This window comes from Bradyrhizobium sp. 170, from assembly GCF_023101085.1.
GTDB lineage: Bacteria > Pseudomonadota > Alphaproteobacteria > Rhizobiales > Xanthobacteraceae > Bradyrhizobium.
Genome location: NZ_CP064703.1, coordinates 4,434,025 through 4,447,269, shown reverse-complemented (window position 1 = coordinate 4,447,269; position 13,245 = coordinate 4,434,025). Strand labels below are relative to the sequence as shown.

Genomic DNA, 13,245 nt, shown 5'->3' with positions numbered 1-13,245 from the left:
CATTGATTTTATTGGTCGGGGCAGCTGGATTCGAACCAACGACCTGCAGTACCCAAAACTGCCGCGCTACCAGGCTGCGCTATACCCCGATCTGTGCTTGGGAAATGCGTCGATACACGCTTAAACCCCGGCCATCAAGGCGCACGGGAAGGGCTTAGCGCTTGTTGAAGAGCGGGTGCGCCACCCGGTCGCCCGGCTGAATTCCATACTTTTGCGCCGTGCCCGCGATCACTTCCAGCACGCCCTTGGCTAATCCCCCCGAGGAGATGATCCTGGTCGAGAGCGGCTCGGTATTTTCGGCGATGCGCAGGATGCGGCCGTCGGCGCGGATGAAGATCATGTCGAGCGAGATGTAGGTGTTCTTCATCCACATCGAGATCTGCTGCTCCGGCGAGAAGTCGAACAGCATGCCTTTACCGTCCGGCAACTCCTTCCGGTACATCAGTCCGGTCTGCTTTTCCTCTTCGGTCGTCGCCATCTCGACCGAGAACACTTGCACGCCTGATTTGGTGGCGATCTCGAGCGGCTGAACGCTCGCAGCCCGCGCGGCGGGAGTGGCGTAGAGGGTGACGACCACGGCGGATGCCGCCACGAACGACATCATCAGGCGGCCGGAGATGCGAAGCCGCGCAACCATCAAAGCGAAATTCATCAATGCACTCATGCCGGATATCTGGGAATTGCCGGGGAACCCTAACCCGACGATTGCGGCAAATGCCAGAGGCCGCCGCGCGGGTGCGCGGCGTCCGGCTCAATTTTCCGTCAGCGTCTGGCGAGATTAGTGCGAGGACAGCGCCGACGGGCCGGTCTCGGGATGAATCTCGGCCGCCATCATGCCCTTGGACCCGGGCCCGAAGCGCACCAGCACATACTGGCCCGGACGCAGCTCCGTCATGCCGAAGCGGCGCAGCGTTTCCATATGGACGAAGATGTCCGGCGTGCCCTCGCCACAGGTCAGGAAGCCGAAACCGCGTAGCCGGTTGAACCATTTGACCTGGGCCCGCTCCAGACCGCTGGTCGGCGTAACGCTGACATGGGTCCGCGGCGGAAGCATTTGCGCCGGATGGATCGCGGTGGACTCGTCCATCGAGACGATCCGGAACGCCTGATAGCCTTTTGCGCGCTGCACGCATTCGACCACCAGCCGCGCGCCTTCATAGGCGGTCTGGTAGCCGTCGCGCCTAAGCACGGTGACGTGCAGCAGCACGTCGGGCCAGCCATTGTCGGGAATGATGAAACCATACCCCTTTGAGGCGTCGAACCATTTGATGACGCCGGATATTTCGACAAGGTTGGCTGCGGCATCGCCGAGCCCCGAAAACGCATCCACCGCCGGATCGCGTTGCGCGCCGGCTGCGTATTCACTCGGTCCAAGTCTGTTTTGCTCTGTCCCGCCTGACGGCGGCCCCCCGAGCTTCTTGGACCCAAATTCGTCCGACCCCATGACCCCGGACCTCACACATTCAAATGCGGTCCACTGTCGCCGCAGCGGACCGGAACACGCGCCCTACCATGACCATCATGATAACGCAGCGCGAATCTCTCGAATCAAAAGATAACACTCCGGACTGCGGCGCATAGCTAAAAAAAACAAAATTGCGGGGGCTATGAACAGGCTTGCACAACCGCGAATCAATTGGCGATCAATTGCCTACAAACGGTCCGAGCGTTTCCCCGATGTCGAAACGGATCACCAGATCGGCGACATCGTCCTGTTCCGTCGGCTCATTGTTGATGATGACGAGCTTGGCGCCACAATTCCTGGCCATCTGCGGAAAACCTGCGGCAGGCCAAACGACTAGCGACGATCCGATCGCCAGAAACAGGTCGCATTGCTGGGCCAGTTCGGTGGCGCGGCGCATCGCGTCTTCCGGCATCGCCTGTCCGAACGAGATCGTCGCGGTCTTCACCGGCTCCTCGCAGATGGTGCAGTCAGGCGCGCTGCCGGTTTCTTCGAAACGCGCCTTTACCCAAGGAAGATCATAGGCATGTCCGCAGCCGATGCAGCGGGCATAGGTGGTGTTGCCATGCAGTTCGACGACGTCGTCGGCCTTGAAGCCGGATGCCTGGTGCAGATTGTCGATATTCTGGGTGATGATCGCAGGCGTCTTGCCGGCCTTGTAGAGCGAGGCCAGCGCGCGGTGCCCGCGGCCGGGTTTCGCCGCCGCAAAGGTCTCCTCCATCGCAAAGCGCCGCCGCCAGGCCTCGGCCCGCGCATCCGCGCTGGAAACGAATTCGTCGAACGCGATCGGGCGGTTACGGGTCCACAGGCCGCCGGGCGAGCGGAAATCCGGTATGCCGCATTCGGTTGAAATGCCGGCGCCGGTAAAGGGAACGATACACGAAGCTTCGGCGATCATGTTGCCGAGCTGCTCGACGCCGCTGCGCAAATCCTTGGCGATCACCGCTGATATTTCCGAAACTGTTGGGCCGCGCCAACTATAGCACGGCCGTTCGGATTGCCAGATCGATGCGCCCTGCCCCCGCGGGGCAGCATGCGCATCGTCAGGACGGCCTTATCAAGCCGCCTTATAGCCACGCCGCCTCATCACGCTTGTCGTGACACGGGTGCCTTGATCACGCTGCCTTTGATTTACGCTGCCTTGGCGACCTGTTCCTTCGGCTCTTTGGCTTCGTCGGTCTTCTTCGCCTTCGGCGCGGGTGCGCTTTCCGCCTTCTTCACCGGCTTGCCGTACTGGGCCAGCTTTTCCAATTCGGCTTCGAGCTCGGCGCGGCGCGCGGCGACTTTCTCGAACAGCTTGTCGGTCGCGTTCTCGCGCAGACTAGCGAGTTCTTCGATACCAAATGAATCCAAATCGATCTTTGCCAATGGAACCTCCCGTTTCATCTTTCGCTAACGGGAACTCGCGTGAGCGACAAGAATGCGCCACACCTTATCCACCGCCTTCGCTTCACAACGGCAGGCAATCACAATGCTGCAACCTCGCTTCCGCATTCACGCCCCATTCGCGCGCGCCAATGATGGCGGGGCGCGAATCAAAGCAAGACACGGATGGGCGATGACGGAGAAGGAAGAAAGACTCGCGCGCGACCGGGCCGAAATCGCAGCCCGCGTTGCAAGCTTCAGGGAAACCCAGCAGAAGTTCGAACGCGAGCGCGAGGAGTATTACGAGACGACCCTGGCCAACGCGCTGAACGGATCCGGCCGGCACTCGTTCTGGCGTTGAGGCGGCAGAAGCTTGCCCGGCCTCCGCGTTACCACCAACGGAATATGGCGCGTGGAACGGCAAGCGAATTCCGCCAAGAACATTCCGCGAAGAAAATTCCGCCAGGAAAATTCCGCCAGGAAAATTCGCAATGGCTGGAACGAAGCCGACGCCTCGACGTTTCCTTTCAAGTGCAGCAACCTTGCGAGAGGTGAAAGCACGAAAGACCCCGTCTGCATCTTCGAATGTAGGCGGGGTTTTTCATGATGGAGCAGACGGCTGGCGGCGGCACGCGATCGCGAGCCATGCGATCGGGCAGGTCTGATCATCGGATTACGCAGGAACTAACACAGCCCTTGTGGAGTTTATTCGAGGGAAAGGTGTGTCGTGTCATGCCCGCGTGGATGGAAATTCTGATCAACGTGATCGGTTATGCCGGCTTCATCGCCATCGCGACCTATCACAAATCGCCCGGCGAAAAATTTCCGGACCGTTGAGCGCTGGAGTTCCGCGCGCTAATTCGCCTTGTGCGGTTCACCCGCAGTGCGAACGAGCCTGTCGGCCTTGATCAGTGCGTGGCCGCTGTCGGGTTGCGGCCGCAACGAAAAGCTGATGACGACGAAGGCAAGGCAAAGCAGCAGGCCGACCACCATGACGCGCCGGTGCGTCGGTTTGTCCGCGTTGTGAAACGAAGGGACCATGGCCTGTTTTCCTTTGGGCCATCCCTATCGCAACCTCGAATGCGCACAACGCGATTTGGGTTTTAACCTAACCGGGTAGGGTTATCTGCGTTTCCGAGAAGGAACCGGTCCGGCATCGATCGCGGGATTGAGCACGGTTGAGAGCAAGACTCCTTTTGTTCTACTGGAACGAACAGGGGGCGCGTTTTCCGGCACCGTTGCCTTGTTAAGATACCGTTACCTCGCCGTTTCGTCCTCTCACCCATTCCAATCGATCCCGCGCGGATTTTCCTGTCCCTCCTCCCGCCATGTCCGGTCGCGTGCCGGACGTCGAACCTTTTTGGCGCAGCCCGTACCTATCTAAAAAGGTGCTGCGATGACCCAAGCCGACCACTATCGAGACCAGTCCAACAGAGCCCGGCAGCTCGCCGAAGCCGTCAAGGATCCGGAAGCCTCGAAGAAGCTGATCGAGATGGCCGAGGAATTCCGCCTCTATGCCGAGCGGCTGGAACAGATGCATTAGGTCGTTTCGGTTCCGATTGAAGCAGCGCCGCGAACCGGTGCCCCTCGATCAAGTCCGCGGCACGCTTTCGCTCGAAAGCACTATAAATTTTTTCGACGCCGGTCATGGAAACTTAAGCCTCCATTTACCGAGCCTCCCTGAAATGCTGCGCCGTTAACCCAACCTCTTTACAAAGCGTAAATAGGCACCTGACAGGGTTTGGCCCAGGAGGGTCATCCCATGGTCATTTATCCCATACCGGTTGAAGTGACGCAGGCCAGAATACAACTCGTCGTCGATCAGAACGCCAAAGCGCCGCCGAATACGATCAACCAGGATCTTCAGGCCGTCTATCACGCCAAGGCAGCCGCCGTGGAAGCGGCCCTTGCGGATGTGCCGCCCGACGAACCGCCCCTGCTGGACGTCAAGGTCTGACCTGACGGGGAATACCAAGCTTGCGCGGAGGGCCAGACGGCGTCCGGCCCTTCTCGCTCACGATCGCCATGCAAGCTGTTGTGCGTGCACGACGCCGAGCGTCAGCAGGCCGCCGATGCCGGCGAGCACCGCCAACCCCGCGAACCAGATCCATTGCGGCCTTTCCTTGTAAGCGAGAAAGGCGGAGCAAATCGTACACACGATCGTCGGCATATTCGCGACCAATAAAACCCACGCCAGCATTTCAACCTCCCGAAGTGAAGCGGATGCGCAAAGGCTAGCGTGCCGTCGGAACAACACTGTGCGTCCGGTCACATCCGACGGGCCTTCACCGGCGCTATCGTCAAGGCATGATGGCGCTTCGGGAAATCATGATCTGGATCATTCAAGCCGTGCTGTTCGGCATCGGGATCGGCATTGCCATGCTGACGGCGCATCTGGCCGGCCCGCTCCTGGCCAAAGCCTTCGCGATCGACGAACTGATCCCGACCGCGATCGCCTTTTTTGCCGTGGCGGCAGGCCTCGGCTGGATCGGAAACAGGATCTGGCCTGAAGACTGGATGTACAATCCCCTGCTCCAGCTAGCCGCGCTTTCCTATCGCGGTATCGCTTCCGCCCGATAGATCTGTGTCCCCGTCGTCTCGACGATGCGGCCCTTGAGCGATCTTACAAACGCCGTTGAACCTTCGACGGCGAAATGCGTGCGCAACGCCGCCTCGTCAGCCCATTGCTCGAAAAAGAACAGCCGCATCGGGTTCTGGCAGTCGACATGCACGTCATGGGAGATGCAGCCCGGCTCCTTGCGGGAGCGCTCGACATGCTCCAGGCAGGAGCGGAGCACGTCGTCAAAAGTGTCCTCGCGCGCGATAATGCTGCCCGTTACCAGAATCATGCGTTCCCCCGTTGCGCCCCCGGGGCCCGCATCCCGCGAGCACCGGCCGGCGTCGGGGCGGGCTAGATCGTCAGTGTATCAGGCGCGGCACCACAGCGCATACCGCCAATAGCACGCCGAGGCTGCTCACCACGGACAATTTCATCCGAGCCGTCCTGGCGTCGGTAATCGGAAGTACCAAAAAGAAAATCATCGCGAGAATGAGCACGCCGTAAATCAGGTACATGGTCGATCCCTCCGTTGGCGCGATGATGGACGGAGGAGCCAATCGCGTATGTGTGGGGGATCACGCCGCTGCCGCGGCGCTCGGGCTCGCCAAAAGATATCCGTCGGAAAACAAGGCCGCGACCAAACGCGAATGGATCACGCCGTCCTCCCGCGGGCCGCAGCATCAATAATTATCGCAATTTTACGCTTTTGGTTGTCTTGCCGGCAATCTGGACGTGCCACAACATTTCCGTCAGAATTCGAGAGAAAATGAATGCTTGGGAAATTTCTGCGCGATGAGTCCGGCGCCACCGCCATCGAATACAGCCTCATCGCCGGGTTTATCGCCCTGGCCATTATCGCCGCTGTCGGAATGACCGGCCAAAGGCTCGTCGAACTGTTCGAGAGTCTCATTCCCGCGTTGACGCGATAGGTGACAATTAAAGCCCTGCAAGGATGAGGATTGCGAGGCCGGCCAACATCCAAAGCGCAGCCCACGCGGCGTCAGATTTATCTTCTTTCAGATCGACAGCCTACCTCGCCTCCTCGGCAGCCTGCATCTCTGGCTTCCTGGCGTTGTCCTTGCCGGTGGCGTGTAGCTTCAGTCTTGAGAGATCGATCGCCGACCGTGGCAGCCCCGCCAGCTCGCAGGCGAGAACGGCAGCTCCGAGGATTGGGAAGAGAGCTTTGACGCTTGAGAACTGCCCGGAGAACGGCCCTTCGATGCAACCGCCGATGCACTCAGGCCTGGCGTAGCGGTTGATGATGGCATTGCCGCCGACCGTGCGGCTGCCGATGTTGCCTTCAAGCCGAATTGTCTGGGCATCCAAACCTCCATCAATGAACACCCTGCTGACGCCGGGTGTCGTCCCCAAATCCAAGCCTAAGACAAATCTACGACTCAATCATTGAACTTCGTTTGGTTTACCCACAAGGAACAACGGCAGCGTGCGCTTTGCTTTGCGGATGAGGGCCTCAACCCCCGCGAGTTTGCTGGCAGGCGGAGAGGAACGGTTGGCTCTCCGTATTTGTATGTGCCGTTCGGCCGACCGGCGATAATATGAGGACAAGCCCCTAACGACAGGCCGTAGCAGGTAGTGGCGGATCACAGCGTAAGCGCGGACCTTGTATTGCGATGAAGCAGTAAAGATTAAGGCCTCGGGCGGCCGGATCCTTTTCTTCTGATCGTTCCCTCAGCCGATCCTCTGTGGCGGCTTCGCGTATTGGCGATTGCAGCGATAACCGCCTGGACGGGCTGGCAGCACCACCCTTCCCGCGCCGCTAACTGACGGACATCAGCCAGCGTTTTGATGAATGGAGGTGGGTCCGGGTCGTCACGGAACTTCCTATTCCGCCGCGACGAAGAGTGGCGGCCAGTTGAAGGGGGGTGCCCGTTGGCGCGGGTATCCCGGCCGAGAGGTCCAGAGTTTACGCGATTACGGCAACGCCATCGTCCCGCAACACCCTGCCCCCTGGCGCATTTTGCTGCTATTCATCGCTCACCCGCCCAACCATAACTAAATCTCCAAACGTTCTCAGGAGGACAACAAACATGCGCTATCTCCACACCATGCTGCGCGTTCGCAATCTCGATACGGCGATGAAGTTTTACCAGGACGCGCTGGGGCTGAAGGAAGTACGCCGGATCGACAACGACAAGGGCCGGTTCACGCTGGTGTTCCTGTGCGCGCCCGAGGACGAAGGCCTGTTCAAGGCGGCCCCGCAGAACCGCGGCGCGCCGCTGGTCGAGCTCACCTACAATTGGGACGAGGAGAAATACGGCGAGGACCGCCATTTCGGCCACCTCGCCTACGAGGTCGACGACATCTACGCGACCTGCGACCGCCTGATGAAGGCCGGCATCACCATCAACCGGCCGCCGCGCGACGGCAACATGGCATTCGTACGCTCGCCGGATCTGCATTCGATCGAGCTGTTGCAGAAGGGCGAACCGAAGCCGCCGGCGGAGCCGTGGACCTCGATGCCGAACACCGGCCACTGGTAGGCCTGGTACAATTTCTTCGTGCACGTCCGCCATCCGGGCTTCCTGACGGCACGAGTGAAAGCGAATGGCGGCTGACGCGCGGCCGCCATTCTGACGACGTCAACGCCGAGGTGCGCGAGGCGGTCGACCGCGACGGCTACTCGCTGTTTCGGATCGGATTGTCGCTCTCGGAAATTCCGAAATCATAAAACGTTCCTTCGCTCGCATTCTTTCTGCACAGGAACTGGCCGCAACACCGCGCGTTTTCTCCTCGATGTATTTTGAGGAGGAAATGATGGGACGAGGCATTCTGCTTTGGTTGCTTGGCGTACCTATTCCGGTGATCATTCTGCTGTGGCTGTTCTTCGGCAACTGACCGGCCGACGCCAGCCTGCGCGTTACGCGGGAATCGGGGCTCTGTCGCACTGCGGCGGAGCCTGATTGTTTGTAAGCCTGATTTTGCAACCGTGTCCTGCCGCAAGCCGCGCGCTTTTTCGCTGATCTTCGGCTATGAACGCATCAACGAGAGCAACGGGAGCGAAACGCGTGGCTGACAGCAACAAACAACAACTCACCATCTGGGGCCGGGCCAATTCGGTCAACGTGCAAAAAGTGCTGTGGTGCCTCGCCGAGCTCGATCTCGCCTATGAACGCATCGACGCGGGCATGCAGTTCGGCCAGAACAACGAGGCGCCCTATCTGGCGATGAATCCGAATGGCCGCGTCCCCACGCTGGTCGACGGCGACTACGTGCTGTGGGAATCCAATTCGGTGATGCGCTATCTCTGCATGGCCTATGGCGGGAATTCGCCGATCTACCCCTCGCAGCCGAAGGCGCGCGCAAGCGTCGACCGCTGGCTCGACTGGACGCTCTCGACGCTGCAGCCGGTCGACCGCCCGGTGTTCTGGGCGCTGGTGCGCACGCCGGTCGAAAAGCGCGACATGGTGGCGATCCAGAAGGACGTCGACGCCGAGGCCGTGGTGTGGCGGATCGTCGAGGCGCAACTGGCGAGCCGGCGCTTCATCGAGGGCGATCAGTTCACGATCGCCGATATCGCGCTCGGCGCCTATGCGCGGCGCTGGCTGGGGGTCGAAGGCGTCACCAAGCCGAAACTGCCGAACCTCGATCGCTGGTTTGCGCAATTCGCGGCCCGCCCCGGCTTCACGCAGTTCATCGCACCGCCGATGACGTGAGTTAGCGCGATCCGCCGGAGACACCGGCGCCGACGCTGACCGCACCGCCGATTTTCATGCAGGTATTGGTGCCTTCGATCCTGACGAAGCCCGCGCCGTACTCCGCGCAGGCGTTGGCCGAATTTGAGCGCTTCAGCGGAAGCAGCTTGCCAGACGTTGCAGCCTTGTCGGGCTTCTGCGGACGGGGCTGCTCGGCAGCCGCGGCAACCGAAGGCAGCACCACAGCCATCATGATCAGGAGGGACTTTCGCATCCCGCCTTTTATCGCCGCTCGCCGGTCAGCGCCAGATTGGAGCCTTTTCCGTTCCGATGGAATCGGAACGGAGCTCTAGATTTTTTGATTTGACGCGTTTTCTTGACGCGAACCGGTCTCCACTTCGCTGGAAAACGCTTTAGCGGACGAACTTGACGCCGACCGATTTGCCACGGCGCCAGACCACCTCGCAGCGGCGTCCGGTCCTGGCGTCGCGCGAAAACGCCAGCCGCAATTTCGCCGGCAGCGTGTTGGGATCGTCGATCGTGACCTTGGCCCCCGTCGTGGACAGATCCCGCACCACGCATTGCCGCGCGGCAAAACCACCCTCGAGCGTGATCCACCCGGGCTGGCTCAATGATTTGCGCGACTCGCGCTTTTTGCTCGATAGCAAGGCCATGTCGGAAGTTCCCCCGTCACAGCCCTACGCCATGCGGCTTTAAAATCCGTTGCACGGCCTGGCCTATCCGGTAATCCCCGGGCTTCGCTGGAGGTGCAAAAACGTCCGCAAAACGCCTTTTCGAGCGGCTTGCCCACCCGGCCAAACGCCACTATACGTTCGCCCGTCGCCGCCTCCATGGAACATGGACGGCAGGCGGCCAACTCGGTCTATCAAGCGCATAACGCATTGATTTTCCGGTTGTTTTGCTCCCTTCGTCTATCGGTTAGGACGCCACCCTTTCACGGTGGAGAGAGCGGTTCGATTCCGCTAGGGAGCGCCAACCACTTCAATGGCTACCCCTGCCGGCTGCGCTGTCCAACAAATGGACCATAAATGCGTGCGCACAGGGGGCAACACGCGGGACACAGCTTGCATTGCGGTCGCGATCTGCGTCGCGTTGTACTTCGCAGTCCGACCACGCTGCGATACTATTTTCCGCCGGATACCTGATCCGCCTGGAGCAAGCGAAAATAACGCGCCGGCAAAATTGTCCTTTCTCAGGCGATCCCTGACGTTTTGCAAGCTCAAGCATGCCGTGTGAATGGAGATGAACCGGATTGGCCGTACGACCGCTCACGCCATGCGTGGGATCTGGATCGAAACGGAAGTCAAAGGTTGAGCCAAAACGGCAGCCCCCAATGACGCTGACCCTGATCCCGGAGGGGATCATGCGGAAAGTGCCAATCCACTGGGAAATTGTGTTCTGACTTCCATGCGGAGCCGGCCTGGTGGTGGCTTTTTGGCATTACGGCACCATGGTCAGGGGCTACACAGATTGCGGCGAGCCATGCGCGATCTGATCGCGTCCCCCGCGCGTCAATGGGTTAATGGGAACGCCTACGATCAATCGCCGTTAAAGTCGCAAATAAATAAGAGACAAGCGAGGCTGCGATGACAAGACCAACGATCTTGCTTGGCGCTGTTGCCTTATTATTCCTGTCCGCACTTGCCAGTCCGGCGTCGGCGCAACACGTAATTACTAATCCGGGCAAGTGCGCCCAGTTCTATCCGAACGCAAATTGCCAGAACTACGGACGCGGAAACCCCTACACGAGCTATGGTTGGCAGCGAGCGGGACATCGTCACTACTGGGGCCATCGTCATTACCGCCGCCATTGGCACTGACGCCAGCCGGCGGGACGAGCCTGTCCCGACTCTCCGTTGGCGCGATCTTGAGCTGAGCGACGTGAGTGTCAGCGGTTCTTGGCAACGCCGGCGGGTGGCCCTTGCGACTAGCGGTTCAATTACGCGATTGGGCTATGCTTCCGTCGCTCTCGCGCGCGTTGTATGCGACTTGTGGCAAGGCAAGGGTGAAAGCATCGACCAGCCGACGTCGCCAGGGTTGCGTTAGCATCGACAGCTTCCCTTCGAGCAGCGCCGCCCTTTCCCGGGCGCCCATGCCTTCTGAGGTGGCCTTGAGCAATTCGGCCAAGAGCTTGTTCGTACGTTCGCATTCTCTCTCAAAGTCGCCCCGATGGCCGTTGGCAATAGCCTTCATCTCGATCAGTTCGGCCTGCAAGGTCTCAATTTTCTGCTTTAGCGCGGTGACCACCTGGTGACCGGCCGGTGTTTGCGGCTGACGGGAGATTGGGGAATGGCTGATTTCGGCAAGGTCGACCTGCACAAGCGTCTTGCCATCGTTGGCGCGGGAACGCGGCCATCGATGTCGTTTTACCAGAGCCCGGGCAGCCTCCGGCGAAATTTTGAGCCTTTCGCCCAGGTCGGCATACGTCAGCATCTCGACGGGCATGGTATTCGCTCCCGCTTAGCCGGATGGTCACCACCCGGACGCAGCAGATGGTACCGATTTATAGTTAAGTGTTGGTTTACTGTGAGTGGGCGATCTGACGCGAGCGGAGCACCGGCGATAACGATGTGCGTCATCGCCTCTCACGAAGGGCCTCAGGGCCGGGGCAAGTACTGAGGCGTCACGACGGCTTCCATATGTCGCCCGCGGCCGGCGACGCCGAGCAAGTGACCGTGAAACGTTCCTGGCGAATTGCCGATTTCCCGATGTGTCGCCGCGACTCCACGCGGCGCCACCTAATAAAAAAGCCCCGGCGAACCGGGGCTTTTTGTGTCGTGGAGCTGTCGCTCAGAAGCGATAGTTCACACCGATGCGGCTGATCCAGGCCTCATTCTGGGACTCCAGCCGGTAAGCTGCACCAGCGATGCCGGCGCCGGGGGCGCCAAGGCCGATCGCGGTGGCGGTGTCCTTCTCAAAGCGCATGTACAGCACTTCGCTCTTCAGGCTCCAGTTTGGCGCGAACGCCCATTCGGTACCCACACCGGCGGTCCACCCCCACCGGGTGTTGTTCCAGGAAAAGGTTGAGGTCGTCGCCGGAGCGTCCTCGAAGATCGTGTACGAACGAGCGAAATTGGCGTAGGCAAAGCCGCCCGTGGCGTAGATCAGGACGTTGTCGACGATCACGCCGGACCGGGCGCGCACCGTGCCGAACCAGCGCATGCGGCTGGAGACCGACGATGTATCGACGCCAACAGCGCCAATAGGCCCATCGCCGTCCCCGTTGAAGGACGAAGCGTTGGTGTCGGACCAGCTCCAGTCGGCTTCAACACCAAACAGGGTGCAGCCGGTCTGGTAGTTATAGCCGGCCTGAACGCCGCCGTTCACGCCACTGTTCGAATCCTGCGTGCTTCTGGGAAGTCCGGTATCGACGCTCCCGGCCAAAAAGTCGCGGTCATGGAAATTATGTTGAAGATAGCCGTAGCCCACATTGGCGCCGACATACCAGCCGCCGAACTGGGCGCAGGCCGGCCGGGCGATGGGAGGAGCCTTCACGGCCGGGCGCAAATCGGCCGCGACGGCGGAGCCGAAAAAACCCACGGCGCAGACGGAAGCTAGAACAATCTTTTTCATGGCATCGCCCCTTTGCAAATAAGAAAAAAACGAACCGATGCGCCCGGTTTAGAAGAAAAGGGGAAAGTTGGCTGTAGCCGCGCTGCGACAGATGGGGGTATTCGAACAACCCATCGCGCAGAACGTGCAATTGCCCGGCAACTTGTGGCATTTTCGCCACGGATTTTCAGGGACATCCAGGAAGTGCCGAGCGAATGGCCCACATCCCGAGCGGAAAATATCCAGGCACCAACGCTGATGGCATCGTGAAAGTACCGCGAGCGAAATCAGACCCGAAGCCGGCAACGTGGATTTTCATCAGCACAGCAGGCCGTCGCTTGTTAGCGCGGGCTCCGCAAGCACCCGTCGCGCCGCCGGGAATGCGGGCGCTTGCAGCTCGCTCCCACGTCCTGTGAGCGATTGATGATCGTTTCGAGAATGTGATCCTTGATCGTGATTTGCCGTGCGAAGAAGTGCCCAGCCCGGAGACATAGGCAACGGGTTGTACCTCAGGCGCGCATGACAACCTCGCCTCGGTGCCTTTCACGGCAACGATCCGCATTGAACCGAACCACCCTACCCTCTGCGACGGCGCATCCCGCGCAGGTCGAGGCCCCAGAAGGCAATGAGGA

21 protein-coding genes and 2 tRNA genes are annotated in these 13,245 nt (G+C 60.3%); 9 read left to right on the top strand and 14 right to left on the bottom strand.

Annotated features, from left to right (window positions below; all coding sequences use genetic code 11):
* Window positions 1-12 precede the first annotated feature (12 nt).
* The 5 genes from IVB05_RS20670 to IVB05_RS20650 all read right to left on the bottom strand — a co-directional run bounded on the left by IVB05_RS20670 (window position 13) and on the right by IVB05_RS20650 (window position 2,830).
* Window positions 13-89, bottom strand: a tRNA-Pro gene (locus tag IVB05_RS20670).
* Between the two features lie 65 nt (window positions 90-154).
* On the bottom strand, window positions 155-601 hold the full coding sequence (locus IVB05_RS20665) for a DUF192 domain-containing protein (protein WP_247786812.1): 447 nt from the start codon (window positions 599-601) through the stop codon (window positions 155-157).
* Between the two features lie 177 nt (window positions 602-778).
* Entirely contained in the window at window positions 779-1,444 is a 666-nt protein-coding gene (locus IVB05_RS20660; RefSeq protein ID WP_247521257.1) for a cold-shock protein, read from the bottom strand.
* A gap of 199 nt (window positions 1,445-1,643) precedes the next feature.
* Window positions 1,644-2,405 (bottom strand): Sir2 family NAD-dependent protein deacetylase, encoded by a 762-nt coding sequence (locus IVB05_RS20655; RefSeq protein ID WP_247786432.1) that lies wholly within the window; start codon window positions 2,403-2,405, stop codon window positions 1,644-1,646.
* A 188-nt stretch (window positions 2,406-2,593) separates the two neighbouring features.
* The gene (locus IVB05_RS20650) at window positions 2,594-2,830 is read right to left on the bottom strand and encodes a hypothetical protein (RefSeq protein ID WP_247786431.1); all 237 of its coding nucleotides are present in this window, start codon (window positions 2,828-2,830) and stop codon (window positions 2,594-2,596) included.
* 190 nt (window positions 2,831-3,020) lie between these two features.
* On the opposite strand from IVB05_RS20650, the gene IVB05_RS20645 reads away from it, so the two are divergent.
* Window positions 3,021-3,188: a hypothetical protein gene (locus IVB05_RS20645; protein WP_247786430.1), complete on the top strand. Its 168-nt coding sequence runs from the start codon at window positions 3,021-3,023 to the stop codon at window positions 3,186-3,188.
* Between the two features lie 494 nt (window positions 3,189-3,682).
* Here the strand turns inward: IVB05_RS20645 and IVB05_RS20640 are convergent, their stop codons facing one another.
* Window positions 3,683-3,868, bottom strand: a complete 186-nt coding sequence (locus tag IVB05_RS20640; protein ID WP_247786429.1) for a hypothetical protein — start codon at window positions 3,866-3,868, stop codon at window positions 3,683-3,685.
* A 355-nt stretch (window positions 3,869-4,223) separates the two neighbouring features.
* Between IVB05_RS20640 and IVB05_RS20635 the strand changes: the two genes are divergently transcribed.
* Together IVB05_RS20635 and IVB05_RS20630 are read left to right on the top strand one after the other, a co-directional pair.
* The gene (locus IVB05_RS20635) at window positions 4,224-4,370 is read left to right on the top strand and encodes a hypothetical protein (RefSeq protein WP_247786428.1); all 147 of its coding nucleotides are present in this window, start codon (window positions 4,224-4,226) and stop codon (window positions 4,368-4,370) included.
* A gap of 219 nt (window positions 4,371-4,589) precedes the next feature.
* Window positions 4,590-4,784, top strand: a complete 195-nt coding sequence (locus tag IVB05_RS20630; protein WP_214489471.1) for a hypothetical protein — start codon at window positions 4,590-4,592, stop codon at window positions 4,782-4,784.
* 57 nt (window positions 4,785-4,841) lie between these two features.
* On the opposite strand, the gene IVB05_RS20625 is transcribed toward IVB05_RS20630, so the two are convergent.
* On the bottom strand, window positions 4,842-5,027 hold the full coding sequence (locus IVB05_RS20625; RefSeq protein ID WP_247786427.1) for a hypothetical protein: 186 nt from the start codon (window positions 5,025-5,027) through the stop codon (window positions 4,842-4,844).
* A gap of 128 nt (window positions 5,028-5,155) precedes the next feature.
* Between IVB05_RS20625 and IVB05_RS20620 the strand changes: the two genes are divergently transcribed.
* Complete coding sequence (locus IVB05_RS20620; RefSeq protein WP_247786426.1) at window positions 5,156-5,407, top strand: hypothetical protein; 252 nt, start codon at window positions 5,156-5,158, stop codon at window positions 5,405-5,407.
* On the opposite strand, the gene IVB05_RS20615 is transcribed toward IVB05_RS20620, so the two are convergent.
* Window positions 5,380-5,676 carry a putative quinol monooxygenase gene (locus IVB05_RS20615; protein WP_247786425.1) on the bottom strand — a complete coding sequence of 99 codons (297 nt, stop codon included), beginning with the start codon at window positions 5,674-5,676 and terminating at the stop codon, window positions 5,380-5,382. The genes IVB05_RS20620 and IVB05_RS20615 overlap by 28 nt on opposite strands.
* Window positions 5,677-5,746: 70 nt before the next feature.
* A complete protein-coding gene (locus tag IVB05_RS20610) occupies window positions 5,747-5,902 on the bottom strand; it encodes a hypothetical protein (protein ID WP_247786424.1) in 156 nt (51 codons plus the stop codon).
* Window positions 5,903-6,157: 255 nt separating this feature from the next.
* Here IVB05_RS20610 and IVB05_RS20605 point away from each other — a divergent pair, with 255 nt between their 5' ends.
* Window positions 6,158-6,316: a Flp family type IVb pilin gene (locus tag IVB05_RS20605; protein WP_247786423.1), complete on the top strand. Its 159-nt coding sequence runs from the start codon at window positions 6,158-6,160 to the stop codon at window positions 6,314-6,316.
* A gap of 100 nt (window positions 6,317-6,416) precedes the next feature.
* Here the strand turns inward: IVB05_RS20605 and IVB05_RS20600 are convergent, their stop codons facing one another.
* Window positions 6,417-6,713, bottom strand: a complete 297-nt coding sequence (locus IVB05_RS20600; RefSeq protein WP_247786422.1) for a hypothetical protein — start codon at window positions 6,711-6,713, stop codon at window positions 6,417-6,419.
* 722 nt (window positions 6,714-7,435) lie between these two features.
* On the opposite strand from IVB05_RS20600, the gene IVB05_RS20595 reads away from it, so the two are divergent.
* From IVB05_RS20595 to IVB05_RS20585, 3 genes are all read left to right on the top strand, one after another.
* Window positions 7,436-7,888: a VOC family protein gene (locus IVB05_RS20595; RefSeq protein WP_247786421.1), complete on the top strand. Its 453-nt coding sequence runs from the start codon at window positions 7,436-7,438 to the stop codon at window positions 7,886-7,888.
* Window positions 7,855-8,076: a hypothetical protein gene (locus IVB05_RS20590; RefSeq protein WP_247786420.1), complete on the top strand. Its 222-nt coding sequence runs from the start codon at window positions 7,855-7,857 to the stop codon at window positions 8,074-8,076. The genes IVB05_RS20595 and IVB05_RS20590 overlap by 34 nt, the downstream gene beginning before the upstream one ends.
* A gap of 337 nt (window positions 8,077-8,413) precedes the next feature.
* Entirely contained in the window at window positions 8,414-9,061 is a 648-nt protein-coding gene (locus IVB05_RS20585) for a glutathione S-transferase family protein (RefSeq protein WP_247786419.1), read from the top strand.
* Window position 9,062: 1 nt separating this feature from the next.
* On the opposite strand, the gene IVB05_RS20580 is transcribed toward IVB05_RS20585, so the two are convergent.
* Window positions 9,063-9,314, bottom strand: coding sequence for a porin (locus IVB05_RS20580; protein WP_247786418.1), 252 nt, complete (start codon window positions 9,312-9,314; stop codon window positions 9,063-9,065).
* Between the two features lie 139 nt (window positions 9,315-9,453).
* Window positions 9,454-9,714: a PilZ domain-containing protein gene (locus IVB05_RS20575; protein WP_247786417.1), complete on the bottom strand. Its 261-nt coding sequence runs from the start codon at window positions 9,712-9,714 to the stop codon at window positions 9,454-9,456.
* Window positions 9,715-9,961: 247 nt separating this feature from the next.
* Here IVB05_RS20575 and IVB05_RS20570 point away from each other — a divergent pair.
* Window positions 9,962-10,036: transfer RNA gene (locus tag IVB05_RS20570), tRNA-Glu, on the top strand.
* 960 nt (window positions 10,037-10,996) lie between these two features.
* Here the strand turns inward: IVB05_RS20570 and IVB05_RS20565 are convergent.
* Complete coding sequence (locus tag IVB05_RS20565; protein WP_247786416.1) at window positions 10,997-11,506, bottom strand: hypothetical protein; 510 nt, start codon at window positions 11,504-11,506, stop codon at window positions 10,997-10,999.
* 345 nt (window positions 11,507-11,851) lie between these two features.
* On the bottom strand, window positions 11,852-12,634 hold the full coding sequence (locus IVB05_RS20560; protein WP_247786415.1) for an outer membrane beta-barrel protein: 783 nt from the start codon (window positions 12,632-12,634) through the stop codon (window positions 11,852-11,854).
* Between the last annotated feature and the right edge of the window lie 611 nt (window positions 12,635-13,245).